At 61.3% G+C, this 26368-nt stretch carries 24 protein-coding genes; 15 read left to right on the plus strand and 9 right to left on the minus strand.

The window, feature by feature from the left end:
• Nucleotides 1-114 precede the first annotated feature (114 nt).
• On the minus strand, nucleotides 115-774 hold the full coding sequence (locus NJU76_RS08265; RefSeq protein WP_254532282.1) for a helix-turn-helix domain-containing protein: 660 nt from the start codon (nucleotides 772-774) through the stop codon (nucleotides 115-117).
• A 387-nt stretch (nucleotides 775-1161) separates the two neighbouring features.
• Here NJU76_RS08265 and NJU76_RS08270 point away from each other — a divergent pair, with 387 nt between their 5' ends.
• A complete protein-coding gene (locus NJU76_RS08270) occupies nucleotides 1162-1974 on the plus strand; it encodes a TrmB family transcriptional regulator (protein WP_254532283.1) in 813 nt (270 codons plus the stop codon).
• Nucleotides 1975-2849: 875 nt separating this feature from the next.
• Here the strand turns inward: NJU76_RS08270 and NJU76_RS08275 are convergent.
• From NJU76_RS08275 to NJU76_RS08305, 7 genes are all read right to left on the minus strand, one after another.
• Nucleotides 2850-3158 carry a HalOD1 output domain-containing protein gene (locus NJU76_RS08275; protein WP_254532284.1) on the minus strand — a complete coding sequence of 103 codons (309 nt, stop codon included), beginning with the start codon at nucleotides 3156-3158 and terminating at the stop codon, nucleotides 2850-2852.
• A gap of 760 nt (nucleotides 3159-3918) precedes the next feature.
• Nucleotides 3919-4749, minus strand: coding sequence for an IS5 family transposase (locus NJU76_RS08280; protein WP_254532285.1), 831 nt, complete (start codon nucleotides 4747-4749; stop codon nucleotides 3919-3921).
• Between the two features lie 207 nt (nucleotides 4750-4956).
• Nucleotides 4957-5208: a hypothetical protein gene (locus NJU76_RS08285; RefSeq protein WP_254532286.1), complete on the minus strand. Its 252-nt coding sequence runs from the start codon at nucleotides 5206-5208 to the stop codon at nucleotides 4957-4959.
• A gap of 950 nt (nucleotides 5209-6158) precedes the next feature.
• Complete coding sequence (locus NJU76_RS08290) at nucleotides 6159-7907, minus strand: hydroxysqualene dehydroxylase (protein WP_254532287.1); 1749 nt, start codon at nucleotides 7905-7907, stop codon at nucleotides 6159-6161.
• A 211-nt stretch (nucleotides 7908-8118) separates the two neighbouring features.
• Nucleotides 8119-8760 (minus strand): isochorismatase family protein, encoded by a 642-nt coding sequence (locus tag NJU76_RS08295; RefSeq protein WP_254532288.1) that lies wholly within the window; start codon nucleotides 8758-8760, stop codon nucleotides 8119-8121.
• Nucleotides 8761-8879: 119 nt separating this feature from the next.
• The gene (locus tag NJU76_RS08300; RefSeq protein ID WP_254532289.1) at nucleotides 8880-10748 is read right to left on the minus strand and encodes a hydantoinase B/oxoprolinase family protein; all 1869 of its coding nucleotides are present in this window, start codon (nucleotides 10746-10748) and stop codon (nucleotides 8880-8882) included.
• Nucleotides 10745-12808: a hydantoinase/oxoprolinase family protein gene (locus tag NJU76_RS08305; protein WP_254532290.1), complete on the minus strand. Its 2064-nt coding sequence runs from the start codon at nucleotides 12806-12808 to the stop codon at nucleotides 10745-10747. The genes NJU76_RS08300 and NJU76_RS08305 overlap by 4 nt, the downstream gene beginning before the upstream one ends.
• Nucleotides 12809-13087: 279 nt before the next feature.
• Between NJU76_RS08305 and NJU76_RS08310 the strand changes: the two genes are divergently transcribed.
• The 8 genes from NJU76_RS08310 to NJU76_RS08345 all read left to right on the plus strand — a co-directional run bounded on the left by NJU76_RS08310 (nucleotide 13088) and on the right by NJU76_RS08345 (nucleotide 19248).
• Nucleotides 13088-14305, plus strand: coding sequence for a CaiB/BaiF CoA transferase family protein (locus NJU76_RS08310; RefSeq protein ID WP_254532291.1), 1218 nt, complete (start codon nucleotides 13088-13090; stop codon nucleotides 14303-14305).
• Nucleotides 14306-15397, plus strand: coding sequence for a LeuA family protein (locus tag NJU76_RS08315; RefSeq protein ID WP_254532292.1), 1092 nt, complete (start codon nucleotides 14306-14308; stop codon nucleotides 15395-15397). It begins immediately after the preceding gene.
• Between the two features lie 112 nt (nucleotides 15398-15509).
• Nucleotides 15510-16181: a helix-turn-helix domain-containing protein gene (locus tag NJU76_RS08320; RefSeq protein WP_254532293.1), complete on the plus strand. Its 672-nt coding sequence runs from the start codon at nucleotides 15510-15512 to the stop codon at nucleotides 16179-16181.
• Between the two features lie 74 nt (nucleotides 16182-16255).
• A complete protein-coding gene (thpR, locus tag NJU76_RS08325; protein WP_254532294.1) occupies nucleotides 16256-16813 on the plus strand; it encodes an RNA 2',3'-cyclic phosphodiesterase in 558 nt (185 codons plus the stop codon).
• Nucleotides 16814-17022: 209 nt separating this feature from the next.
• Nucleotides 17023-18003 carry a hypothetical protein gene (locus tag NJU76_RS08330; protein ID WP_254532295.1) on the plus strand — a complete coding sequence of 327 codons (981 nt, stop codon included), beginning with the start codon at nucleotides 17023-17025 and terminating at the stop codon, nucleotides 18001-18003.
• A gap of 143 nt (nucleotides 18004-18146) precedes the next feature.
• The gene (locus NJU76_RS08335) at nucleotides 18147-18299 is read left to right on the plus strand and encodes a 50S ribosomal protein L39e (RefSeq protein WP_006184874.1); all 153 of its coding nucleotides are present in this window, start codon (nucleotides 18147-18149) and stop codon (nucleotides 18297-18299) included.
• A 2-nt stretch (nucleotides 18300-18301) separates the two neighbouring features.
• A complete protein-coding gene (locus NJU76_RS08340; RefSeq protein WP_254521949.1) occupies nucleotides 18302-18580 on the plus strand; it encodes a 50S ribosomal protein L31e in 279 nt (92 codons plus the stop codon).
• Nucleotides 18581-18582: 2 nt separating this feature from the next.
• Nucleotides 18583-19248, plus strand: a complete 666-nt coding sequence (locus NJU76_RS08345) for a translation initiation factor IF-6 (RefSeq protein ID WP_254532296.1) — start codon at nucleotides 18583-18585, stop codon at nucleotides 19246-19248.
• Nucleotides 19249-19467: 219 nt separating this feature from the next.
• Here the strand turns inward: NJU76_RS08345 and NJU76_RS08350 are convergent, their stop codons facing one another.
• Nucleotides 19468-19779, minus strand: a complete 312-nt coding sequence (locus NJU76_RS08350) for an ASCH domain-containing protein (RefSeq protein ID WP_254532297.1) — start codon at nucleotides 19777-19779, stop codon at nucleotides 19468-19470.
• Nucleotides 19780-19935: 156 nt separating this feature from the next.
• Between NJU76_RS08350 and rpl18a the strand changes: the two genes are divergently transcribed.
• The 6 genes from rpl18a (at nucleotide 19936) to NJU76_RS08380 (ending at nucleotide 26246) form a co-directional block, all read left to right on the plus strand.
• Nucleotides 19936-20112, plus strand: a complete 177-nt coding sequence (rpl18a, locus tag NJU76_RS08355) for a 50S ribosomal protein L18Ae (protein ID WP_254532298.1) — start codon at nucleotides 19936-19938, stop codon at nucleotides 20110-20112.
• The gene (gene pfdA, locus NJU76_RS08360; RefSeq protein ID WP_254532299.1) at nucleotides 20109-20558 is read left to right on the plus strand and encodes a prefoldin subunit alpha; all 450 of its coding nucleotides are present in this window, start codon (nucleotides 20109-20111) and stop codon (nucleotides 20556-20558) included. Before rpl18a ends, pfdA begins: the two co-directional genes overlap by 4 nt.
• Before the next feature lie 24 nt (nucleotides 20559-20582).
• The gene (ftsY, locus tag NJU76_RS08365) at nucleotides 20583-21902 is read left to right on the plus strand and encodes a signal recognition particle-docking protein FtsY (RefSeq protein WP_254532300.1); all 1320 of its coding nucleotides are present in this window, start codon (nucleotides 20583-20585) and stop codon (nucleotides 21900-21902) included.
• Between the two features lie 79 nt (nucleotides 21903-21981).
• On the plus strand, nucleotides 21982-22647 hold the full coding sequence (locus tag NJU76_RS08370; RefSeq protein WP_254532301.1) for a hypothetical protein: 666 nt from the start codon (nucleotides 21982-21984) through the stop codon (nucleotides 22645-22647).
• Nucleotides 22648-22969: 322 nt separating this feature from the next.
• Nucleotides 22970-24655: a nitrite/sulfite reductase gene (locus NJU76_RS08375; protein WP_254532302.1), complete on the plus strand. Its 1686-nt coding sequence runs from the start codon at nucleotides 22970-22972 to the stop codon at nucleotides 24653-24655.
• Nucleotides 24645-26246, plus strand: coding sequence for a Coenzyme F420 hydrogenase/dehydrogenase, beta subunit C-terminal domain (locus tag NJU76_RS08380; RefSeq protein ID WP_254532303.1), 1602 nt, complete (start codon nucleotides 24645-24647; stop codon nucleotides 26244-26246). Before NJU76_RS08375 ends, NJU76_RS08380 begins: the two co-directional genes overlap by 11 nt.
• The last annotated feature ends 122 nt before the right edge of the window (nucleotides 26247-26368 follow it).

A 26368-nucleotide genomic window follows, 5' to 3' on the forward strand; every position in this document is an offset into this window, starting at 1 on the left:
AAGACATTCGGCCATTGTCCGTTCGCTCTCCCCGTCGGGCATTTTTTCATATCCGAGTTAGTGGGGTAACAGTGTCAGCACTACTTCTGTTTATACAACATCTTTTTAAGTGAACTATCGATTCGAATCCTCTATTTCGGGGAGGGTACTCCCGAGGATGTTCTTCATTCCGCGGCGGAGTCGAGACGCGACGGCCTGCTGGGTGATCCCGAGTTCGTCGCCGAGTTCTTCCATCGTTATCTGGCGAGGGGACTCGAAATACCCACGATTGTACGCAAGTACCAGCGCATCTTGCTGGGAGTCGGTCAGCGCTGCTTCGGTCTCCGTCTCGATTGGGGTGATCGCGTGTAACTTCGTGATCGTGATCGGAATATCCGACTCCAGACAAGACCTCTGAAAGTGTGCAATATCGCTTCGATCATCTCCGCGGATTTCGAACGTCCATTGCTGGCTCGTGCCAACGGCTTCGAGGAGTGGAATTTCTGTCTCGGTGAGTACGCTGAGAATGCCGGCGTATTCTCGCGTCCACTCGACACGCAAGAGATATTCATCTTCAATGGAATCGATGAGACGTATCTTCTCCACTCCAGGGTGGTTGGTGAACGCCCCTTCAATATCATCGACGACGGTCCCTCGTACCCAGAAATAGGGTATGACGACGTTCTGTGCCGGGATAATCCGCTCCAGTGTTACCATTACGTTGGGCAACTGCGTGAACACAGTTCCCAAGGGAAATTCATCTGACGGGACGGTAAAGGTCGCCTCGGTAGCCATTATTCGAATAGTGGCGCTTTGCTCGTATATACCCCGCAGGGAAAATATGATTAAAAACAAATCGTCATCACGATTTCTATCCTGAAATAATTATAATAAAATAAAAGAATGTCGGTTTTATACATGAAATCGAGTAGTTCACTGGTCGCAAACTCGTAACAGGGTCTGACAGCCGTGTGTAGAAACAGCGAGTCTCGTCGTGGTTGGGCCTTGCGAGACTCGCAGTTCCCTGTTCGTAAACACACCCTAAATAGATTATGTGACTATCTGAGTGACAAGGGTCTCGGCACCTCTATTGTCTATGCATAGACATGCTAGAAGAACTATCAACGCGAATCTTTTTCCATTGCCTGCTTTTGATTGTTTGAATAGGTACGTGGTTGGGCCATGACACCTGACAAACCGACAACAGAAGCGATAGATCTGCTACAAGAACTCGGACTGCAAGAGTACGAAGCTCGCTGTTTCGTGGCACTAAATCAGTTACCCAGCGGGACGGCGAAAGAAATCCACGAGATTTCCAAGGTACCCCGGACGAGAGTGTACGATGCGGTGCAGGTGCTTGGGTCACATGGACTGGTCGAAGTCCAACACAGCAATCCCCAAGTCTACCGCGCTGTCGACATCACCGAGGCGACACAGACACTCCGCCAGAAGTACGCTGATCGGATCGACACCCTCGAGATGCACCTCGAAAACACCGGTGTCCAAGAGACCGACGAGGAAGTGCGTGTCCACGAAGTCTGGTCGCTGATGGGCCACGAGGCGATTGAAACACGAACACACCAACTGATCGATAGTGCGAACTTCGAGATTGTGTTCGTTGTCATCGACGAGGGCCTCCTGTCGGATGGGCTGTTCGAGGGTTTACAGATGGCCGCCGACCGTGATATCTCGATCATGGTGGGTGGGGTGACGGATGCGATCACAGCACGGCTTGGAATGGAACTTCCCACGGTCAACGTGTTTGAATCGAACCTCGACTGGCTCACTGGCGCGAGCGACGATGACATTGTGATCAGCCGTCTCCTGCTCGTCGACCGCGAGACGCTGCTGATCGGGTCGTGCTATCCGGACGCTGACGATGAGAAGGAACAAGAACAGGCCGTGTTCGCCACAGGTCTCGAAAACGGGATGGTCGTGCTGCTCCGGCGATTGATCACCATGGGTCTGGCCACCGAGGATGATCAGCAGGACTGACGCAGCAAGTGGGTGCTTGAGGCAATCTTTCGCTGATGTTCACAGGTAGTCCAGTATAACTACTGTATAGATGACTGATACGTATTTCACCGATATTGGATCATTCTGATCCGAACGAGTGCAGAGACAATCACCAGTTCGCTGTGGAAATATGCAGACCGAGCGAGACGTGAGGCGTTGTGAGGATCCGAGTTAACAGAAGCCATCTATGTCTGGAAGTGAAACGAGCCCTTGTATAATCTGGTTAATAAAATCAGTACACAATGGTTTAATCATGTACACAACGACCTCGACAGAGAAAACAGATGAATTGCTCCAGTTGTTGAGCCACTCCCACAGACGACAAGCTCTCCGATTTCTGCGTAAGAAGCCGAATCATACGGCAACTGTAGACGAGCTACTGGAGTCTACCTGTTCTTCGTCAGGAGGGTCGGTATCGGAGATGCATCACGTTCACATTCCGAAATTGGATGAGTCCGAATTAGTTAAATTGGACTCACAGGGAGAGATGATCCAATATTATCCTGACACGTTATGTGAAGAACTCCTACAGGTTCTGATCCGTCATGATCGACAGTCACCTAGAACATAGGTGTACCACTTGCGGTACCGAAATTCCCGCCACAAAATGGCATTCGTCTGTGGTCTAGCCGGTAATACCAAGTATACCACTTCTGGATGAAGACTGTCGGAGAGAATGGTACCAAAAAGCATCTATGCTCGCAACTGACTGTCAGGACTGAGTGACCATCCGAGTATTTAATATTCAGATTTCGTTTTCTCTATTAATTAGCTGAGGGCATAGTACATTCTCATGTTTCACTGACCGATGACTACAAACATACACTTACTGCACTGTATTATTTGTCTTTGTATCATCCGATCTGGATACTCTCCTTCTTTATCTTAACATTCCTTTTGTCAGTCACGCGGATAGTGTATCCTTCAAAAGTGAACGTAATGGAGACCGCTGAATTATGTCTCCGTGCATGTTTTATCAGTTGTTCCAGTGCATCTACCTCAATACTATTGTACAATGGATCAAGCGTAGTTTCGGCAACCCCATTCAACACAGCAATTCCTCTCAGTATCGCTTGAGTGGGGGATTCGTCGAGTTGTTGTTCTACCGTGATCGTCGAACCTCCATCAGTGCTTATCTCTTTGCAGTGGTGGTCTTGCTGCATCGTGTACGTTATACCTCCTTGGACATTTCACCTTTCATCCCAATCAGATGGGCTATGATCATCTGGGTGAATATATTATATACGGTTGAATGTGCTTCGTTGAAAAGCCTCTTAGAGTCTAATTCACTGGTTTAGTGAAGGCAAAGCCAAGGAGACGATTCTGCGATGGAAGTCCGTCTCCTCAACTTCGTGAGAGAGTGTAAGCAGCCAGAGCGCGTCATAGAAAGACTCGCAGGTAGTTTGTTTCGACTTCCTCTAATTGAATCAGCCGATACGTAGGTATGCGAATCTACCGCTGACACTTCTATCAGCTATCGGTGATGTTGGCAGAGCCATCCTGACTAGAAGACGCGAATGTCGCACAATACCAGGCTCGATTCACGAAGGCGGTGATCACTCAATACAGCGCAAGCAGGTAGTGAAGCAGTATGGCTATCTACGTATCAGTGAGCTACCGAACTAGATTCCAGTGAGTGATCACTGAAGAACGGAGCGTTCGTACTCTGCGATTTCGACCGATCCACAGGACAGACACTTCCAGTCAGTCGGTTCAAGCATCGTCCCGCAATCCCGGCACTCACGAACAACCTCATCGTCATTAACCAACCACCGCCGAACCGCGGTGGTATAGGACATACGCTCTCATCTCAGAAGGCTGCCGCAAAGACTGTTCTCCTTTCCCCTGCTTGGACTAGCTGAACTGCTATGCTCGTCCATTCGTCTCTAGCGGCCGTGTTGAATCGCCATACGGAATCGGAATTCACTGTTTCACGGCACGCTTGATGTTGTAGACGACACACATCAGGGCGATTTCGCGGAACTCACGGAACCAAGAACGCGCTCGCACGGCGAAGCCGAGCGAGCGCTTGACAGCCGAGTTCACGGTTTCCGTCATAGAGCGCTGATTGTAGCGTTGTTCGTCGATTCTGGCGTTGTGCGCGTGGTCGTACGGAGCGAAGATACGATGCTTGATCAGCGGTCTGATGCCGAGTTCACGGAGTGCTTCGCGGAGCGATTGCTTGTCGTAGCCCTTATCGGCGGCCAGAGACCGCAGATCGCCCGCGTTTCGGCGGGCGATCTGCTCGGCGAGGTCTGCGTCACTTCCTTCCCGGTTTGTCGAGCAGTGTACGTCGAGGACGGCTTGAGACTCCGTATCGACGAGTTTCGTCACTTTGAGCTTCTGGACGCGGTAGCTTATTCGCTGACAGTAATGACGGCTCGCGGCTGATCGCTCGTAGAATGTGGCGTCAATAGCGCCGTGTTTCGAGGGATCGTGCAGCTGCGCCGACTGGCGCAGCAGCACTCGACAGACGCTCATACTGATCCGGTCGAACGCTTTACACAACGTGGATGGACAGGGGAGATCGGCCGCACTGAGGCCGATCTCCCCGGTTATTTGTGGCATCTCCTTGAGCAGGTCAATCGTCATCCGGTAGGACGTATCGAGGTAAATCCGCAGACAGTGGAGTGAAACGAGGGCATAGTCGGCGAATCCGCCGCCACCTTCCGGGGCGGCGGATTCGTCTCCATCGCCAGTAACGTTTTGAGCAATCGGCACAACTTCCCCAATGAAGCGGGAGATTTGCGTCATGAACACTCGCAGCCTCCCGCTTCAACTCCTTTGATTTACTGACTTGTTCCGCCGCCGTCTAGTGATTCAACACAGCCTCTCTAGCACTCGGAGGGATATCCAGAACGCTGGAGAGCATCGCCGGGCGAGGACGGGCCCCGCCGGACGGTCAGTCGTTCCAGAACTCCTCGTGCTGGTGTTCGTTCAGGACGTAGGTCAACTGGTCGCTCAGGAAATTACCCGGAATGTCGAAGTAACACGGTCCCCGACCTCGAAGTAGCCAGTCCACGGGTACTCGTCGTCCTCCGTGAGCAACTCCTCGGGGAACGACAGTCTCCCCTCGTCAGAGACGGCGCTCGAGTCGATGCGGTTGAACTCGGCGTGTTCGTCGAGAGTCCGCTGCGACCGGGTCACGACGACCTGTTCGGCCGAAGGGTCGAACACCCAGTAGGCTTCGACCCCGAGGTGAGGACGTCCCACTCGGTGACCGCCGAAGGGAACGATAGGCGAGCGTCGTCGGGATCGATACGTGCCTGTCCGAGGTCCTGTGGTGGTGACTCCGGGTTACTCCTCGTCGATTGTGTTCGTTGGTTGCCGCGCCAAATGACCTCACGACGCGCCGGAGTTCTGCCGGTTAGTACGGCGTCGTGGGAATGGGGACGTACAGCGCCGTAAAGGTGGGCGTGAGCGCGTTCACTCGCACACTCGCCGCCGAGTAGATCGACGACGATGTCCGCGTAACCGCGGTCGAGCCAGGTTCGTCGCCAACTCTGCGCGGAAATTCTCGAGGTATTGTAACTCGATCTACCATCGGTGCTGAGCGATCGCAACTCCTCGGCAACTGATCTTCAGTCCTTGCTGAATTCGCGCGTTGTCTCTCGCACGCCCGTGCTATCAGATTCTGTATGGTAGCGGACCAAAACTATGAATCGCGCTGGTGAACTACTCCGCCCTACCGCGCTCGGGCCTCCCCGGCCCTCGCTTGGTGCGGACGGAGCGTCCTGTTTCTGTGTCGGAACGTGCAGGAACAGATCCCACAGCGTCCACAAGACGCGGAGCGTCTCGTGCGGCCCGGCAGAACGCTGTTGGCGTTCTGCGGACGGTTCCAGACTCCGCAGGCGACTTCCCTTGACAGGTGGTTCGGAGTGTCCCGCTCCTACCGGTTGGACACTCGACCACAACCGACGATGCACGCTTGTTGTCGCGTTTGAACACCGCCGGAAGCGTGGTGAGCATCTTATTACCACCTTCGATCGAAGGCGTAGTAAGGGTGCCGATTCACACGAAACCAAGACGTGCGGGCGCTGTCTCCCCTCCCTGCTTGCTTCGCTCGCTGCGGATAGTGCGGGACCGTCGGTCCCGCTGACCATGCGAACGGCGTCGCCGTGAGCAGAAGGGGGCTTAGCGCCCTCAATTACAGCTAATCGCTATCAGACTCGCTCGCCGAGGCGCCTGGTTGCTCCCCGCAATGACTGCGTCACTTCCGCCGGATGGGGCAGACCGAGCCGGTATCGGAATCGATCCTGGCGCTTGAACGGTTCGAACACAGCGGGTTCTTCGAGCCCCCAGATCTGCGCCTGTCGACCGCCCGTCCCCCGCCGATCGAGAATCGCGTTGGCAGCGCGGCGGCCGGCTTCGTTGGCCGACTCCATCGAGGCCAGATCGGCGTTCGTCCGCACGTAATCGCTCGCCAGTGTCAGATTGCCGACGGCGACGTCGGCCGGCGGCCGATTTCGCAGCGAACCGACGGTGTTGATCAGAAGTGGCGACTGGTTTTCGACGCCCACCTCGTCGAGGGCTTCTTCTTCCGCTGGTCGGGACCTCTCCAAGTTCACCCGACGGTGCTCCGCGCGGTCGCCGTCCGCCAGTGGCCTCTCCGACGAACCGCCGGGTTCTACGATCGCCGGGTCGAGGAACCAGTCGACCAACAGTTCGTCGCGTAATCGCTCGTCGGGCCCGTTTAAGTGCCGTTTCAGCTGTTCCCAGATCTCCGCGGCGACCTCGTCGCGCGTACACTCTCTCGCGGGCTTGTCGTACAGGACACCCGGGGTATCCCAGTCGGACGCGATCACCGAGAGCACCCCCTCGACGTCATCGGGGCTACGGCTTTCGATGTCGGTGCCGGTCCAGAACTGCCGCTGTGAGATCGATGTCAGCGCCCACGGAGCGTCGGCGTAGACCTGATGCCCGCGCGTCAACTCGACGTCCTCGGCGAGGTAGAACTGGATGCCGCTCATCCAGGCCGTCTCGAGCCGGCTGATCCGGTCGAGTTCAGGCACGGTACGGGCCAGCGCGGGCGGGATCACCTCGGGGGCAACCTCGACCGGCACGGCGAGGACGTACTCGTCGGCCGATATCGTCCGTTCGTTCGCGGCGACAGATCGGCCATCGGCCACCACGGCGCCGGTAACGCGTCGGCCGTTCGACTCGAGCCGCTGGACGGGGGTATTCGGGCGGAATTCGACCTCAAGTGTCTCGAGGTGGCGGAGCCAGGGATCGATCCAGGCCTCGCTCGTCGGCGCGTTCAGGACGCGTTCGGTCGGCCGCGTCGGATCGAGTTGGCCGAACAGTAGCTGCAGGTAGACGGTGCCGATCGTCCGAGCGCTTCCCACTTGCGGCCGCAACGCGACGAGCGACTGGACGGCGAACGCGAGCCGGTCGCGAAACTCCGGGGAGCGGTTTTCGGCGTCGATGAATTCCCACCAGGAAACGTCGTCGAGTTCCTCCTCGCGTCGAGCCTCGCAGGCGGTCAGCAGGTACAGCAGTCGCTCGAGCAGGAAGCGAACGTCCCGGGCAGGAAGTTCATCGGCGAACGCCGGCCGAAGCGACTCGAGCCAGCCGCGAACCGAGTCGGGGGTGCGCGTGTCGGCGATCCGCCCCGGTCCCGTCGTGCTCGCGATGAGCGTCGCCTCGGTTTCGACGAGGTTGTCCGCGACCGTCCCGTTCCCGTCGGGGATCCGCTCCATCGTGTCGACGACGTGGCGGTAAAACGCTGGGAAGAACCGAAAGCCGTGTTCACCGTGCAGCGCCGCCGGTTCGTCCGCGATCGGTATCGATCGAGCCTTTCCGCCGAAGCGGTCGTTCGCCTCGAAGATGGTCACGTCGAATCCGCGCTCGGCGAGCTCGTGGGCCGCGGTCAGGCCACCGATCCCGCCGCCGAGGACGGCAACGTCGGTCATTGCTGTTCGGTGCGTGCTCCATCCAGATAACGGCCGTCCCTAACGACGCGACGTCCCTGCCCGCGAACCGAACGCCGGTTACCGACGGAGCGGCCCGGTACGGACACGAGAAGCGGTGGCTGGGGACATCGTTTCGAAACGTGGGTGGGTGCGCCGACGCGCGTCGACAGCCGGCCGCGGCCGAAACGGATCTCCCGGGCGGAATCGGTCGTCACTCTCCGACGAACCCGTCGAGTTGTTCGAGGATGCCGTCCGTCGTCACGACGTCCCCGTACTTCGCGTCGATGTCGAAGAGGTTCGCTCGGTGCGGTCCCTCTGCCCTGTCGCCGACGGCATCGGCGGGCACAATCGTACGGTAGCCGTGCTGGAGGCTATCGACCGCCGTTGCGCGGACGCAGCCGCTTGTCGTCACGCCGGCGATGACGAGTGTATCGACGCGGTTCGTCGTCAGCTCTGATTGCAGGTCGGTGCCGAAGAAGGCGCTCGCGTACTTCTTGAGGATGACGCGCTCGTCCTCAATCGGTGCGATTCGGTCGTCCACCTCGACACGTTCGGTGCCGAGTCGCAACTCCTTGAGCGCGGGTACTTTTTCGACGAATCTCCCCGCGTCGCCGTACGATTCCTCGAATGCGACGGTCGTGAAATACCGTGGGAGATCGGATTTTCGAAACGCCTCGAGCAGGCGGTCAGTTTGCTCGAGGACGTCTCCGACGGCCGTCCCGAGGTTCGAGTCCGGGTCAGTGAACGCGTTGATGAGGTCGATGACGATCAGCGCCGGGCGGTCTCCCATGCCGACGGGTTCGCCGAACTGGAGTTCGGCGTAGCGGTCTTCAGTGGCGTCGATCCAGTCCATGAATTGGCTCTCGTTGTGCGATCTGGTCTGCGGCGTGCAGTACGGATCTGTATCAGCGGATTCGTGAGCGGTGTGTGGGTGGTGGATGGTCGGTGGTGCGCGAGTGTCCGATGGGCGGGTCAGTTGTGCCGGTCGTCGAACTCGTGGCGCTCCGCGGCGATCCGTTCGGCCAGATCCTCGTCGTTCAGTAGCGGTCCGTAGTCGAATTCCTCGAGGTCGTCGCGCCGCTCGCGGATCTCTGCGCGTCTGTCGTCGGTTGCGGCTCCGTCGACGGTTCCGTCGTCGCCGACTACCACGCCGTACTCCTCGCGGGCGGCCGCGGAGGAGACGAGCCCCCGCCGGACTTCCGTGGCGACCAGTTCGGGATCTCGCTCGAGCGGATCGCCCAGGCCGCCGCCGCCAGCGGTCCGGAAGACGAGTCTATCGCCGGCGGAGACGGGAACGTTCTCGACCTTCGAGGGGAGTTCCTCCTCGCTCCCGTCGGTTCTGACGAGCTTCTTCTCGCTGGTTCCGGCGTGTTTTCCGCCGTCGACTCCCCACGGGTAGGTGTGCGCGCGATCGTCCTGGAACGTGATCGCGCCGTCTTCCTCGAACGTGTAGACCTTCGTGATGCCGTGGCCGCCGCGGAACTTGCCAGCCCCGCCGGTGTCGGCGCGCGTACTGTACTCGTCGATGGTGAGTGGGTAGTAGGCCTCCTGATACTCCGCGGGGACGGTTCGGAACAGCGGCCACCAGGAGTGGCCGTCGAGTCCATCGCCACCGGGTCGGGCGGGGATGCCCCCGTAGAGGATCTCGAGCATCTGGAAGTCGTTGCCCTCGGAATCGGTGCCAGCGTACACGAGGTTCGGCGAGGTCCCGTAGCTCCCCGCGACCGAGAAGCCGTCGATGAGCTTCGAGAAAGTCGCCTGCAGGACGTCGAACTGGCGGGCCATCAGCGGCAGGCGGTTGCCCAGCGCGGCCGGGAACTCCGGCTGCACGACGCTCCCTTCGGGCAAGTTGACCTCGAAGAGGTCGTAGTACCCGTCGTTGAACGTCAGCAGCGGGTCGAAGGCCATGATGAGGAAGACCCCGGTGAACATCTTGAACATCTTCTCGTTGAGCAGGAAGTTCACCGTCCCGGGAACCTGCGCGTCGGTCCCCCCCCAGTCGAGGTGGACGGTATCCCCCTCGCGGTAGATCTCGAGGTGAAGCTTGATCGGGCCATTGCCCATGCCGTCGTCGTCGACGTGGTCCTCGAAGGTGTAGCGCTCGCCGTCGGGCACGAACTCGCGGATGAGATTAATCATTCCATCGCGGGTTCGATCGAGGATGGCATCGCAGCCTTCCAGGTAGGTCTCCCTGCCGAATCGGTCGCAAAGTTCCTGTACGCGCGATTCGGCGACGGCGGTGCCAGCCGCGAGCGCCTTGATATCTGCTTCCGCGTGCTCGGGGAGGCGTGTGTTGTGTGCGAACGTCTCGAGGAGTTCGCCGTCGAACTCGCCTTCCTTGTACAGTTTTACCGGGGGCAGACGCATTCCTTCCTCGAAGATGGTTGTGGCCTGGACTGGCATGCTGCCGGGCGTCTTCCCGCCCACGTCCATCAGATTTCCCCACTGGCTGCCGAAGCCGACGAGTTCGTCGTCGTCAAAGATTGGGCGTAGCAACAGCATGTCCGGCGTATGCGAGACCGCCCCTGCGCACATGTAGGGGTCGTTCGTGGCGACGACGTCGCCATCGTTTAGATCGTCCCAGCCGAACGGGGCGTTCTCGATGATTGTATCGATAGCGCTGCCGAACTGCCCCATGACCATCCGGCCCTGCGGGTCGGCGATCAGGGGGAACTGGTCGGACTGTTCCCGGATGACCGGGCTGATCGCCGTCGTCTCCACGACGCGGTCCATCTCGTGACGCGTGTTCGAGAGCGTGCTTTCGATGATGTCGAGGGTCGTCGCGTCGATGTCGTGGTCGCCCACGAAGTCGGGCGTGGCGTCTACTGCGTGCTGGCTCATTTGGAATCACTCCGGTTGATCTCGAGGTTCGCGTACCGATCGACCGTCGCCGCGTGGTCGGGTTGGACGACGACGGTCGAGTCGTCGTCGGTGACGATCGCCGGCCCGTCGATCACGTTTCCGGGTCGTAACCGCTCGCGGTCGTAGATCGCCGTCTCGCGGTAGTCGTCGTCGAAGAAGACGTCCTGCGTCCCGACGCGGGCCTCGCTCGCGTCCTCGTCACCGAGTTCGCTCTCTTCGAGCGTGACCCCCTGTAACGTTCCCTTGCCGATGACGCGGAGGTTCGCGATCTCGAGGGGTGCGGCGAGCGAGAAGCCGAAGCGCTGATCGTGGCGCGCTTCGAAGTCGCCTTTGATCTCCGCGATGCCGTCGTCGGTCCGGAGGTTCGTCACGTCGATCGGGATGGACATCTGGACGTCCTGGCGGTAGTACCGACAGTCAGCGTAGTACTCGAAGGCGTGATCCTCGTCGGCGACGCCTTCGGACGCGAGCCAGTCCGTCGCTTCGTCTTTCAGATCCTGATAGGAGTCGTACACTTCCTCGCCGTCGACGTCCAGGTCCGTCTTCAGGTAGGTTTCGGAGAACTCGTTCTGAACGTCGCTAGTCAGGAAGCCGAACGCGCTCATGACGCCCGGGCCCGGTGGGACGATCAGGGGGTAGGCGTCCATCACGTCGGCCAGCGCGTTGGCGTGCATCGGGCCGGCGCCACCGAAGGCGACGAGTCCGAAGTCGCGCGGATCGTAGCCGCGCTCGACGGAAACGACGCGGAGCGCACCGTACATGTTCTCGTTGACGATGTCGAGGATCGCCTGTGCGGCTTCCTCGACCGTACTGTCGCGTTCGTCGGCGATCGTTCGAACGGCGGTACGGGCCGCATCGCGGTCCACGTCCATCTTCCCGCCGAGCCTGACGTTCGACGGGATCCGTCCGAGGACGACGTTCGCGTCGGTTACGGTGGGTTCCTCGCCGCCTTGTCCGTAGCAGGCTGGCCCCGGATCTGCGCCGGCGCTCTCTGGCCCGACCTGGAGGGACCCGGAGAGCTGGACGCGGGCGATCGACCCTCCCCCCGCGCCGACCGTGTTGACGTCGACGGCTCGAGACTTGAACTCCCGATACCCGACTTTCGTCTGGCGGGTCGTTTCGGGGGTGCCGTCCTCGACCAGCGAGACGTCCGTCGACGTCCCGCCCATGTCCAGCGTGAGCACGTCCGGGATCCCTTTCTTTTCGGCGATGGTAGCGGCCCCGACGACACCCCCCGACGGCCCCGACAGGGCAAGTTCGACCGGTCGATGCTTCGCGGCCTCAGAGCTCATCAGTCCACCGTCGGATCGGACGACGTTCATCGTCGCCGTCGAGCCGGCGTCCTCGAGCGAGTCGTCGAGGTCGTCGAGGTAGTCGATGACCTGCGGTCGCGCGTAATCGTTGATGACCGTCGTCAGCGTTCGCTCGTACTCGCCGTATTCCGGGACGATCTCCGCGGAAATCGACACCGGAAGGTCGGGATATTCCTCCTGAATGACGTCACGAACCTGTCGCTCGTGCGTCGGGTTCAGATACGAGTTCAACAGGGCGACGGTCAGCGACTCGACCCCCGATTCAGCGAGTTCCCGAACCGCGTCTCGGACCTCCGCCTCGTCGATCGGCTCGTGTTCAGTCCCGTCGGGCGATGCGATCCGTCCGCCGACGCTTCGCGTGTCGACGAGGTCGGCCAGGGGCGCCGGCTTTTCCATGTCCATCCACCCGTAGAGCGGTCCCGGGGTCCATGCTCGTGCCAGGTGGAGGATGTCCTCGTGCCCGTCGCTCGTGAGGAGTCCGACTCGCGATCCGGTCTCCTCGAGCAGCATATTCGTGACGACGGTCGTGCCGTGAAACAACAAATTCAGGTCGCTAACGGTCGTGTCGGCTTTATTGACGGCCTCCCCGACCCCATCGATCACGCCCTCCGACGGGTTCGCCGGCGTGGATAGCACTTTGTCGATCGTGAGTTCGTGGGTGTCCTCGTCGAAGACGATGACGTCAGTGAACGTCCCACCCACGTCCACTCCTAAATTATGTGCCATACGTTATCAACGTCCACAACATGCATAGCTTCTCGAGTAAGCGTTCTCCCAACCAGTGAGGGTGGTTTATATACGGGCCGGCGACGGGTGCTGCAGCCAGCGTGAGCCCCCGATAGTGGCGACACGGTGAGGCCGTTCAGTTCGTCTCGAGTGGTGACATAGCGACTCGACTCGGATCGGTCTTCCTCGAACGCTCGGTGTCGACGGACGCCCGTGTATATAAACGGCCAACACTGGGTGGAAAAACTGTCTTTCGTCGTCGGAGTGTGGTACGGGAAAATGACGGCACGAGAACGAGCGGGTCCCCTCAACGGTCTCCGGGTTATCGACATGTCCGGGATGATAAGCGGGGCGTTCGCGACGACGATGATGGGCGACTTCGGCGCTGACGTCGTGATGATCGAACATCCGCGGACCGGCGATCCGATCCGGGAGTGGCCACAGAAGACCGAGGACGGGGAATCGTTGGCCTGGAAATCGCTCGGGCGAAACAAGCGGTGTATCACGCTCGATCTCGGCTCGGATCGCGGTCGAGAGATCGCCCTCGTCCTGATCGAAGACGCCGACGTCGTCTTCGAGAACTTCCGTCCCGGCACGATGGAGCGGTGGGGCCTCGGCCCTGACGACGTCCGCGCGGTCAACGAGAAAGCGATCATGGTTCGACTGTCTGGGTACGGCCAGACCGGGCCGAAATCACAGAAACCTGGATTTGGGACGGTGGCTGAGGGCATCTCCGGCTGGGCACACGCGAACGGCTTCCCCGACCGCGAGCCGCTGTTGCCCCCGATCAGTCTCGCGGATCTGACCGCGGCGCAGTTCGCGATGCAAGCCACCATGATGGCAATCTTCGAGCGCGACGTCGGCCGCGGCGGGAGTGGCGAGGGGCAGGTAATCGACGTGTCCCTCACCGAACCGCTCTGGCGGTTGTTCTTCGGCGAGGTCGAAGCCTACGACCGAATGGGCCACGTTCGCGAACGGACCGGCAACCGCCACCCGAACACTGCGCCGCGAAACATCTACGAGACCGCCGACGGATACATGACGATGTCCGCATCGAACCAGAAGATCTTCGAACGCGTCGCCGAGGCGATCAACAGACCCGACCTGGTCGACGATCCGCGGTTCGTGGACAACGAAACCCGCGTCGAGAACTGCGAGCCACTCGACGCGGAAATCGAGGCGTGGACGAAACAGCGTACCACTGCAGAGGCCATCGAGGCTCTCGAGGCCCACGACGCGATCGTCGGCCCCGTCTACGACATGGCGGACATCGTCGAGGACGAGCAGTTTCGGGCGCGGGATAGCATCGTCGAGGTCGAGGATCCAGACGTCGGGACGATCAAGACGTTCGCCCCGATTCCGAAGTTCTCGCGAACACCGGGGGAAGTGGAGTTCCTCGGCCCGCAACACGGCGAGCACAACGAGGAGGTCTACCAGGGCGAACTCGGGATGACGGCCGACGAGTACGCGGAACTGTCCGACGAGGGGATCATCTAGATGCGCCTGAACGACGTGACGCTCCGGGAGGGCGATCAGATGCCCGGTCGAGCGTACACCGCCGAGCAAAAGATCGAGTGCGTTCGCGCGCTTGACGACCTCGGCGTTCCGTTCGTCCAACCGGCGTTTCCGGCGACTGGGAAGAAGGATCGAACCGTCGTCGCGGAACTGAGCGGCACGACGGATGCCGAAATCGTTGCACTCGCGCGAGCGCTTGAGCGGGACATCGACGCGGCGGTCGATGCGGGCGCTGACGTCGTCGAGACGTTCGTCTCGGTCTCCGATCGCCATCTCGAGCACCTTCTCGAGACGTCCCGTGAGGAGATGCTGACGATGCTGACCGACGCGGTCGATTACATCGTCGATCGCGGCGTGACACCGCACGTCACGCTCGCGGACGCGTTCAGAACGGACCACGAGAAACTCGTCGAGGTCTTCGATGCGATCCCGAACGCGCCGTTCGTCACCCTCGCGGACTCCGTCGGCGCACGAACGCCCGTCACCGTCACGAGATCGCTCGATCGGCTCGCCGAGGACGTCGACTTCTCGCGCGTCGGCGTCCACTTCCACGACGACATGGGTTGTGGGACGGCGAACGCGCTGGCTGCGTACCACGCCGGCGTCGCGAAAGCCGACGTGAGCGTCGCATCGCTCGGCGAACGAGCCGGAAACAGCTCGCTCGAGGAAGTCGTCGTCGCCTGCGCCGTCGACCTCGGCGACGACCTCGGCATCCGAACGGACGAACTCGTTCCCGTCTGCCGATCCGTACTCGACACGCTCGGCGAGGAGTACGGCGACCGCAAGGCGGTCCTCGGCGCGGAGATATCCGAACACGAGTCGGGCATTCACACCGCGGCGATGCTCAGTGATCCCGCCACGCTCGAGCCGTTCGATCCCGCGGCCTTCGGCGGCGAGCGTCGACTCGTGTTCGGCGCGGCGACGGGGAACGACGGCGCGCGTAAACTCCTCGAACGCGCGGACGCGGCAGTCACCGACGAGACGCTTTCAGTGTTCAAATCGAGGTTGGCCGAACGCGGTCCGCTCGACCTGGACGAGGCGCTGACGCTCGCGAGAAACGAGTTCGGCGACTGATCGCCGATCGGGCCACTGGAGGCCTCCTATCAGTTCCCGATGAGTCCTCCGCCGGCCCGCCGTTACGCCCTCCATTGGTTGGGTATTTTTTGGAAAACGTTATTCTGTGTGGGTGAGTAGCACACGAACGACGGCTGGCCAGATGTTTCAAGCCGAAATTCACCTCCAGCAGGAGAAACCGTGCGTGCTCAACGACTTCGCGGACCACTTCGATACGTCGTTCGACATCGTCATCGAGGAACTCCACGATCATCTCGTTACCTTCACCATCCGGGTCGGAGACCCCCGAAGCGGGTACCTCGAGTTCTTCAGAGAGTCGGAACAGGTCGAGCACGTCGAGCGTCTCGACGAAGTCAGCTACCTCATTACGAAGACGTCGTGCGGAGCATACTCCGCCATCGACCGGAATCACGGCGTTCTCCGGCGGCAAAGCCGCGTCCTCGCTGATCGCCGCGTCTACACGGTCCTGTTCTTCCGTCGGGAGGACCTGCAGGCCATGATCGACGATTTCAATCGGATCGGAACTGTCACGCTCGGAAAGCTCACCGAGTTCGAGGAGTCGAAATCGATGCTCACGGACCGGCAACTCGAGGTCGTCACGTGTGCCCTCGAGGAGGGATACTTCGAGTGGCCGCGACGGATCAGCAGCGAAGAACTCGCCGACGAGTTAGACATCAGTCGGACGACGGCGCTCGAACACCTCCGCAAAGCGCAGTCGAAGCTGCTCACCAGCGCCATCGAGGAGAATAGCCACCTGACCTCGCCCGGCCGCACCGAACCGTAGGATCTGATGCGGCCGGCGGGTCACGCGTCGGCCGGAGCCACACGTTCAATACCCGCTCGCCCGAAGTCGAGCGTATGCGATTGTTCGTCAGCGTGGACCTTCCCGAGGACCTCGCGGGACCGGTCGCCGACGTACAGGACGAATTCGCCGACGCGAGTGGCCTGAACTTCACCGATCCGGAGCAGGCCCACATCACGATGAAATTCCTCGGCGACGTCGATTCGGACCGGCTCCCTGCCATAGAGCGGGAACTCGAGGCTGCGGTCGACGACGCCGATGTCGAGCCGTTTACCGCCCGCTACGGCGGATTGGGTGTGTTCCCGAGCCTCGAGTACATCAGCGTCGTCTGGCTGGGTGTCGAGGAGGGCGGCGACGAACTCACACGGCTCCACGAGGCCATCGAGGCCCGGACGACGGCGATGGGTTTCGACCCGGAGGGGCACGATTTCACGCCTCACGTGACGCTCGCACGGATGGATCACGCCGGCGGAAAACAACTCGTACAGGACGTCGTTCGAACTCGCGATCCGACGGTCGGCAAAACGACCGTCGAGCAGGTCCGGCTCACGGAAAGCACCCTGACGCCCGACGGATCAGTCTACTCGACGGTCGAGTCGTTCCCGCTCGAGTGACGTTCCTGCTCGAGAACGGGAGTGGACGCAACTCGAATCCGCGAGGATCGGCCCAGTAGTGGATTGCGACCGGCTGAGTGCTCGCCCCCATTCGATTTTCGAGGCGAGACTGTTCACTGCGCCGACCGATTACGACACCAGCCCGTATTGTAATCGGGACCTACGGCGCTGGGTATAATAGTGGCCACTACCGTAGCGAGTGCGAGACGATGCCCGACGACCGCCTCTCTATCAGCGCCGACAGTCGGTGGCGCGTAACCCGCCGGGAGGCCCTCGCTGCGGTCGGCGGGTCGGCCGTTTCGGTCTGGACCGGCAGTGACACGAGCAGTGGTACCGCCGTCGATACAGAGACGACCGCCGGTCACCGGGACGGGCTGGTTCGGATTCGCGTCTATCCCGATGCCGTCCCGTTCCGGGCGCGGTTGCGGTACGGGCTCGGGGACCTGCGCGGGAACTGGCCGACTCCGTTTCGAGACGCGCTCGCGGCTATCGAATCCGCATTCGAGCACGTCCTCGCCTACGCTCGCGAGCGCTCCCGACTCGAGGACCTGGTGGTTCGGGTCGACCGCGCCTCTCCGATTCGCGTTCCGCCCTCCACCACGTCGCTTTCGGCCGATGCGGTTCTTCCATCGCTCGAGGCGCTCCTCCGACGCTTTCGCGAACGGGTGCAGAGCCGAGGCGCGCTCACTGGACGGACCTGTCACGTGCTTCTGTGCTGGTCGCCGCTCAACTACCGCGTCGGGTACGGTGGGACGCTAGCACCGAATTCGGTTACCGGCATGGACGACGGTGGAGACGGCGATGCACTGACGGTCGCGAACGTCGGCGCGACCGAGGTCTGGGACTCGAGGCCGGTGACGCAGAATATCGCGATCCACGAGACGCTGCACACCTTTCTCTCGGACGACGTCGTTCGATCGATCGGCAACGCGTACTGCGACCACGAACTCGGGACGGCCGTCCGAACGGCCCAGAATACCCTGCGAATCTCACCGATGGCGACCGCCTACGCCGGTCCGAACCGGATCGGCGGCGGGACGCGATTTCACGGCACTGGCTGTTACGATCACGACCGCTTCGTTCGCCACGATGGACACGACGGAATCGAGAACTGGGTCTACACGACCGAACCCAGTGACGCTACCCAGGAGGGTGTGACCCGCTACCTCGAGCGTCGGTTCGAGCGCTGACGGTCTTCCGCGAGCCTCGGTTCTCGATCGATGGCTGTCCACGAACGGGTCTGAACGGTCCGGCATCCGGCCGGTTCGGGACTCTTACCGGTCTCTGCAAGATGGACAAGATTTTAAGCCAGCGTGGGCTACGTTCGGCCACTATGGGTAAGAAATCGAAGGGCAAGAAGAAGCGTCTTGCCAAACTCGAGAACCAGAACAGCCGCGTGCCGGCCTGGGTCATGATGAAGACTGACATGGACGTCCAGCGCAACCCGAAGCGACGCAACTGGCGGCGCAACGACACTGACGAATAATCATGAGTGCCAGTGATTTCGAGGAACGCGTCGTAACCGTTCCCCTGCGTGACGTCAAGAAAGGCGCGAACCACGAGGCCGCAGATTACGCGATGCGACTCGTCCGCGAACACCTCGCGAAACACTTCGCGGTCGACGAGGCGGCCATCCGACTGGATCCCTCGATCAACGAAACCGTCTGGTCCAACGGGCGCTCGAACCCGCCGCGGAAACTACGCGTCCGTGCGGCCCGCTTCGACGAGGAGGGTGAAGCCGTCGTCGAGGCCGAGGTCGCCGACTAAACTTGCAACGCCTCGCCTTCGCCGGATCGTCTTACGTCGGCGTCTTCGCCTGTGCGACGGATGCGTACGTACTCGTTCGCCCCGACGTCGCCGAGGATGTCGTCGCCGACCTCACCGACGAACTCGAGGTGCCCGCCATCCTGACGACCGTCGGCGGTTCCTCGACAGTCGGAGCCCTCTCGACGGGTAACGAGAACGGTCTGCTCGTCAGTTCGCGCGTCCTCGAGTACGAACGTGAGACGCTCGAGGCGGAGGTCGACGTCCCCGTCACCGAACTGCCGGGCACCATCAATGCCGCCGGTAACGTCGTACTCGCGAACGACTACGGCGCCTACGTCCACCCGGACCTGTCCCGCGATGCAATGCAGATCGTCGAGGACACGCTCGAGGTGCCCGTCGAACGGGGCGACCTCGCCGGCGTCAGGACCGTGGGAACGGCGGCGGTGGCGAACAACACGGGCGTTCTTTGCCATCCGAAGGCGACCGACGAGGAACTCGACGCCCTCGAAGCCGTTCTGGACGTCCGGGCGGACGTGGGCACGATCAACTACGGCGCGCCGCTGGTCGGGTCCGGACTCGTCGCGAACGAGGCGGGCTACGTCGTCGGCGAGGAGACGACCGGTCCCGAACTGGGGCGGATCGAGGATGCGCTCGGCTACTTAGACTGACCGTGTCACTCGGTTCTCGAGGCCTGTTTTCGCTCTCCGATCCGAGGCGATCGAACCGATCCGTCCTTGATACGGACTACTGTACGTCATTGCCGGTGCAACCGCGACCGTCCTGCGGTTGCACTGGTACATCGTTACAGCAGATCGTATGAGTCGATGGGCCACCGGACCCGACAGTGCGCCAGCTTCGATCGGCTCGGAATCGCCACCAGCGGTTCACTATCGTCGCTCGAACCGGTGGCGAACGACCTCGCTCTCGTCGTTCCACTCGAAGTTCTCGTGGGCCCGTTCGAGCAAGCGTTCGTAGGCCTCGAGGTCTCCCATTCCTTCGGCCCGGGCGTCTTCGTCGGTCAGATCGCCGAGCGTGCGCTCGCGGACGTCGGTTACCTCGAAGATCGTTCCGTCGATCGCGAACGTGTCTCCCTCCTCGGCGTACTGGTGGCCGCGGTGGATCTGCGAGATTTCACCCTCGAGCGCTTGCGTTCGCATTCGATCGCTTGGTAACAGGTCGCCGGGATCGAGTTCGGTCATGTCCGCCGGTTCGTCGCGGATCGGTAAAATCGTTCACCCTCCGTTCGTCGGGGGGCAGCCAAACGGGTGACGGCCGGGTTCTCTCGTTCGGCTGGCGGCGCCGACGCGTCAAACTGGAAGGGAAGATTCTTCCGACTGCCTGCCGGAGGGATAGGCATGAGTCAATTCACGGTCAGTGGTCGGTTCAAGAGTCGCGACGGCTACGCGCCGTTCGAGACGACCATCGACGCCGAAAACGAGAACGTCGCCCGCGAACACGCCTTTTCCCAACTGGGGGGGCGGCACGGGCTCAAGCGGACCGAAATCGAACTCGACGAGGTGTCCGAGCGATGAGTCAACAACAACTGCAGCAACTGTCCCAGGAGCTCCAGGAAATCGACGAACAGATCGAGGCCCTTCGAAGCAACGTCGAGGCTATTCAACAGGAGAAGACCGAAGCCGACGAAGCCATCGAGGCCCTCGACTCGCTCGAGACTGATTCGACCGTGCAGGTGCCGGTCGGTGGCGGCGCATACCTCCGGGCGACCATCGAGGACATCGACGAAGTGATCGTCGACCTCGGCGCTGATTACGCCGCAGAGTTCGAAGAGGACGACGCCGTCGACGTCCTCGAGAACAAAAAGGATCGGCTCGACGACCGTATCGACGACATCAACGAGGATATCGCAGAACTCGAGACCGAGAGCAGCGAACTCGAACAGCAGGCCCAGCAGATCCAACAGCAGGCGATGCAACAGCAGATGCAGCAGATGGGCCAGGGCCAGGGCCCCGACGAGTAACGCGTCGGTCCTCACTCGACTCCCATGTTCGATAATCTGAAGGAGAAATTTGGAAGCTTCCGTGAAGACGCCGAAGAAGCTGCCGAAGAGAAGGCCGAAGAACTCGACGAAGCGGAACTCGAGGACGTCGATTCCCCCGATTCCGCCTCGCCATCGACGGAGACGGAGACGGAGACGGAAGCCGCCGAAACTGCCCGCGATCTGGCGGAGGGCCGAACACCAGAGACTGTGACTGCGGCGACGGCTGACACCGAAGCCGAAGCCGACCTCGAGTCGGGCGCCGCTGCAGGCCAGGAACCGACGGCGAACGAACGGTCGGCCCCAGCCGAGACCAGTTTCGTCGAGGAATCCGACGAACCGGAGACAGAGTTGGACGAAACGGCCGCCGACGAGGACGAGACGGCCGACGATGACGAAGCCAAAACCGGAGACGAAAGCGATAATAACGGTTCTTCGACCGGGTTCGGTGCCAAAGCACGCTCTCTCGTGAAGGGGAAGTTCGTCATCGAGGAAGAGGACCTCGAGGGCCCGTTGCACGAACTCGAGCTGGCGTTGCTCTCGAGCGACGTCGAGATGGGTGTCGCCGAAGAGATTCTCGACAACATCCGCGGCGAGTTGATCGGCGAGACGCGGACCTTTACGACCTCGACGGGCGAAGTCGTCGAAGAGGCGCTACACGATGCGATCTACGACGTGATCAGTGTCGGCCAGTTCGACTTCGATGAGCGGATCGCGATCGAGGACAGACCCGTCACCATCATCTTCACCGGCGTCAACGGCGTCGGAAAGACTACGTCGATCGCCAAGATGAGCCGGTACTTCGAGGAGCGAGGATACTCGACCGTGATGGCAAACGGTGATACCTACCGCGCGGGAGCCAACGAGCAGATTCAGGAACACGCCAACGCCCTGGACACGAAGTGCATCAGTCACGAACAGGGCGGCGATCCCGCGGCGGTGCTGTACGACGCCGTCGAATACGCGGCGGCCAACGACGTCGACATCGTCCTCGGTGACACCGCAGGTCGACTCCACACCAACGAGGGATTGATGGACCAGCTCGAGAAGATCGATCGCGTCGTCGGTCCGGATATGACGCTGTTCGTCGACGAAGCGGTCGCCGGCCAGGACGCGGTCAATCGCGCGCGCGAATTCGACGAAGCCGCCGAAATCGACGGGGCGATCCTGACGAAAGCCGACGCCGATTCCAACGGCGGTGCCGCGATTTCGGTCGCCCACGTCACCGGGAAACCGATCCTGTTTCTTGGAGTCGGACAGGGCTACGACGACCTGGAGCGGTTCGACCCGGACGAAATGGTCGAGCGACTGCTCGCCGACGAGTAAGGCGGTCCCAGTCGATCAGCGCCCCTTCAGGTGTCTGCCATTTCGGAAGACACTTACTGTCCGTCTGAGACGTTCTTGTATGAACCGTCCTCGGTCTCGACGTGCCCTCCTCGCGTCGTTTGCGACGTCCATAGCGGCGGTGACGGGCGGCTTTCAGCGCGCCTCGTCCGACGGGAACGCGCTGCCGCTTAAGTCGGGTCTCGTCCCCGACGATAGCTATCAATGCGGCGAGGTCATGCGTCCTACCCCGGTCGTACCGCTTGCTACTGACGGGCTCGAGCTGAGACCGTATCCGGATCCGCCGTCGGACTTGCTCTCTGGTGAGGAAGGTGGTCGACCGCGTCGCTCGTCGGCGACGCTGCGACCTGGTCGACCGGGTCGCTCGTCGGCGACGCTCCGAGACGGTGCAGTTGCGTACGCCACGGAATTCGAACGCTCATATCGACAGAACGCGTTTCTCGCCAGGTACGGCTCAGTGACCCGGGTCTTCGAACTTCGCCGCAGCACCTGGCAAGCGTCCCGTATCGATTCGTCCACGGGCGAGAGCGCTGTCCTGGTGTCGATTATCTACAATCTGACGACGCGGACCAGACACTCGTCTCCGAACGACGAGTGGGGTACTCGCGTCACGTATTATTTCGACGATAGAATCGCCCTTCGAGCGCGGTACGACGGTATCGCCGATCAACCGACGTTCTCACCCGATCCGCGACAGGAGGGTGATCTCGTCGAGTGCTTCAACTAGCTGGTCGCTGATACGTCTGCGCCGGTCGGCGCAGTACGCGATCACGGGCTACCGGGGATGATTGCCGTTATCACCGACGCGACCAGGACGGTGATTTTCATCGGACGGCGTATTCCGATCTACTAACAGCGTTTTCGGTCGTCCCGATTGACGGCGACCGAATGCGAGGGGCAAAATTTACTGGTGAAAACGACCCACGACATGATTCGCCGAGTTGCTGGCCTGTATAGGGATGGGGGGGTATCATGCGATACCCAATGATCCACAAGAACTGTGATAGCGTCGGTTCTCTTGACTCCGATCGAGCTGCGAGGTGGTCCGTGTGAACACAGTCGAAGAACACAAACAGGAGAAACATCCCCTCGACGTCATCGACGACGTCTACGAATACGCCGAGGAGACCCTCTCGTTCGAGGAGATCGAGGATCGGGCCGGCGGTGGCGAGTGGGAGCGGCTCAAGTGGGCCGGCATGTACGCCCAGAAGCAGGAGGGCTACTTCATGATCCGCACGAAGGTACCGGGAGGGTATTTGACGCCGGAACAGGCCGAGGTGATCGGTGACGTCACCGACGACCTCGCCGTCGCCCCCGAGGAGTACGGCGGTGAAGAACAGAACGAACTGTGGGGTGACGCCTATCTCGACATCACGACCCGACAGGACATCCAGAAACACTGGATCCGAGTCGAGGATGTACCCGAGATGTGGGAGCGCTACGACGAGGTCGGCCTGACGACCGTCCAAGGCTGTGGCGATTCGGCCCGGAACGTGCTCGGCTGTCCCGCCGCCGGCCTCGACGACCACGAGTGTTTCAACGCACAGCCGGTCATCGAGGCAGTCTCGGACTTTTTCACCGAGAACCGCGAGTACGCCAACCTGCCGCGGAAGTTCAAGATGACGATCACTGGCTGCGCCCACGACTGTGCGCAGTCCCAGATCAACGATATCGGACTCGTCCCGGCGAAAAAGGAAATCGACGGGGCCTACTGCTACGGCTTTCACGCCCGCGTCGGCGGCGGCCTCTCCGACGGACCGCGCATGTGCTCGGAACTCGACGTGTTTGTCAAACCGGAAGACGCCGTCGAATTCTGCCGCGCCGTCGCCCAGACGTTCAAGGAACTCGGCGATCGAAATAACCGCGGCGTCTGCCGTATGCGCTATCTCGTCGAGCAGCTGGGCCCCGAGCAATTTGAGGAAGCGATTCGCGACCGCTGTACGATCGAACTGCCCGCCGCCGGTCGAAACCTGACCGTCGGCTACCAGGGCGATCACGTCGGCGTCCACGATCAGAAACAGAACGGACTGAAATACGTCGGTTTCAACGTCATCGCCGGTCGCATGGGCGGCGACGAGTTCGCAGCGGCTGCTCGCGCCGCTCGGATGTACGGCACGGAGGACGCCTCCGTTCGCCTGGCCACGGATCAGAACTTCCTCATCACCCACATCCCCGAGGAGAACGTCGACGACCTTCTCGCGGAACCATTCGCTCGGGAGTACAGCCCCGACCCGGGGCCGTTCTCTCGAGGTGCGGTCGGCTGTACAGGCAGCGAGTTCTGTAACTACGCGATCATCGAGACGAAAAAGCGCACAAAGCGCTGGGCCCGCGAGCTCGACGAACGCATCGACGTTCCCGACGACATCGAGGCCATCCGGATGCACATGTCTGGCTGCTCGGCGTCCTGCGCCCAACCCCAGATCGCCGACATCGGCTTCCGCGGCGAGACCGTCAAACTCGACGAAGATGGCGAGTCCGACATCGTCGAGGGGATGGACTTCGGTCTCGGCGGTTCGCTCGGTGCGGATAACGAATTCCTCGATTGGGTGGAGAACGCCGTGCCTGCGGAGTCCGTGATTCCGGCTTTAGAGCAACTGTTCGATGCCTACGCCGAGGACCGCAAGGACAGCGAGAAGTTCTACCACTGGTGCCGTCGCGTCGACAACGACCGGCTCCGGACGATCATGCAAGGGGCCGACGCGCCGGTCGCCCGAGGTGTTGCCCATGGGGACTGACGACGGCGACGAGCGCCGGGTCCCTCGCGTCCCCGCATCGGACGACGATGACGACGCCGTCATCGTTCCGGATACGGCCGGTGGTGCACCCCGTTCCCGGGAGAACACCGATCACGCTCGAGCGGGAGCTATCGCCACAGCCGGTGGCGCTGACGGTAACAGCTGCTCGCCCGATACCTGCACCTGCGGCGAGAAGACCGGTGCCGATGCCGAGCTTGAGACCCCGCCAGTTGCTACTGACGGTGCCGGCGTCGCCAACGTCGACGAGATGGGCGACCTCGGCGACCTCGAGTTTACGAAGCCTGCCGAAAACGTTAGTCAGGACGTCGACAATGGGTCGCCGGACACGCGCGTCGGAATTCCGGACGGTGTCGACCTCGACACCCCCGAGTACTCGATCCGGTCGCAAATGAACGACATCGAGACGCCCGACGAGAAGACCTGGTTCATGGAACTGGACGAGGCCGTCATCGACGCAGACCGCTGTATCCAGTGCGGGACGTGCGTCGCCGCCTGTCCCTCCGACTCGATCGGCGTCGGCGACGACGGACTGCCGAAACTGGTCAAGATGTGCACCGGCTGTTCGCTCTGCTGGGACTTCTGTCCCCGCGGCGGCCTCCGGTACGAGCGCCAGTGGAAAATCACCGGCGGCGAGGACAACGTCAAAGGCGCCGGCGATCCGATCACGGAGTTCTCCGCGAAGGTCGACGACGACTGGACCGACGGGGCACAAGATGGCGGCGTCGTCACTGGCATCCTCGCGACGCTGCTCGAGGAGGGCGAGATCGACGGTGCGCTCGTCGCTACCGAGAGCGATGAAGAGGCCTGGAAGGCCGAAAGCTACCTCGCGACGACGACCGAGGAACTCATCGAGAACGCCGGTACTGTCTACAACCAGACGCTCGCGCTCGGCAACCTCGATCTCGATCGGTGGGAGCACAAGCTCCCCGACAAAGACTGGGACGACATCAGCCTCGCGATCGTGGGCACCCCCTGCGAGATCGAGGGCATCCGCGCCCTCCAGGACTTCGAGTGGGACTACCAGGCCCAGAACGAGGGCATCCGTGCGGTCGACTACACGATCGCGCTGATGTGTACCAAGAACTTCAACTACTACAGCCTCATGGGCGAGCAACTCGAGGAAAAACGTGATGTCTCGCCCGACGAGATCGGCAAGATGGACGTCCTTCACGGCAAGATGATGGTCTACGGTCACGACGGCGAGATGATCATAGAGGAGGATATCGAAAACTTCCACGATGCCGCACTCAAGGGCTGTGACGAGTGTGCCGACTTCACCGGTTTCTGTTCGGACATCACCGTCGGCTCCGTCGGCTCGTCCGACGAGTACTCGAGCGTCATCATCCGCACCGAACGGGGGATGAACGCCTGGGAGCTGACCGAGCCCACACTCGACTACCACGACCTGGAAGATCGGAGTGCGGTCGGCAAACTCCAGGGCTGGGACAAGAAGAAGGCCTTCGAGAGCTTAGAGCGCCCGTTCGACCCGGACGCGCCCCGATTCATCGACTACACCGACCACGCGGAGAACTACGGCACGGCGCTAAATCCCCACGATCAGGGCCACTGACCTCGAGTCGGCCCCGACTCGAGGCCGATCTCTCGTCGAATCGAACCGTCGAAATCGCTTCGGCCTGGCGTTCAATACCGAGATCGGCGCACGGAGCGTCGATACGGACTCGTAGAGATGCG

The organism is Natrinema gelatinilyticum, from assembly GCF_024266705.1.
Taxonomy (GTDB): domain Archaea; phylum Halobacteriota; class Halobacteria; order Halobacteriales; family Natrialbaceae; genus Natrinema; species Natrinema gelatinilyticum.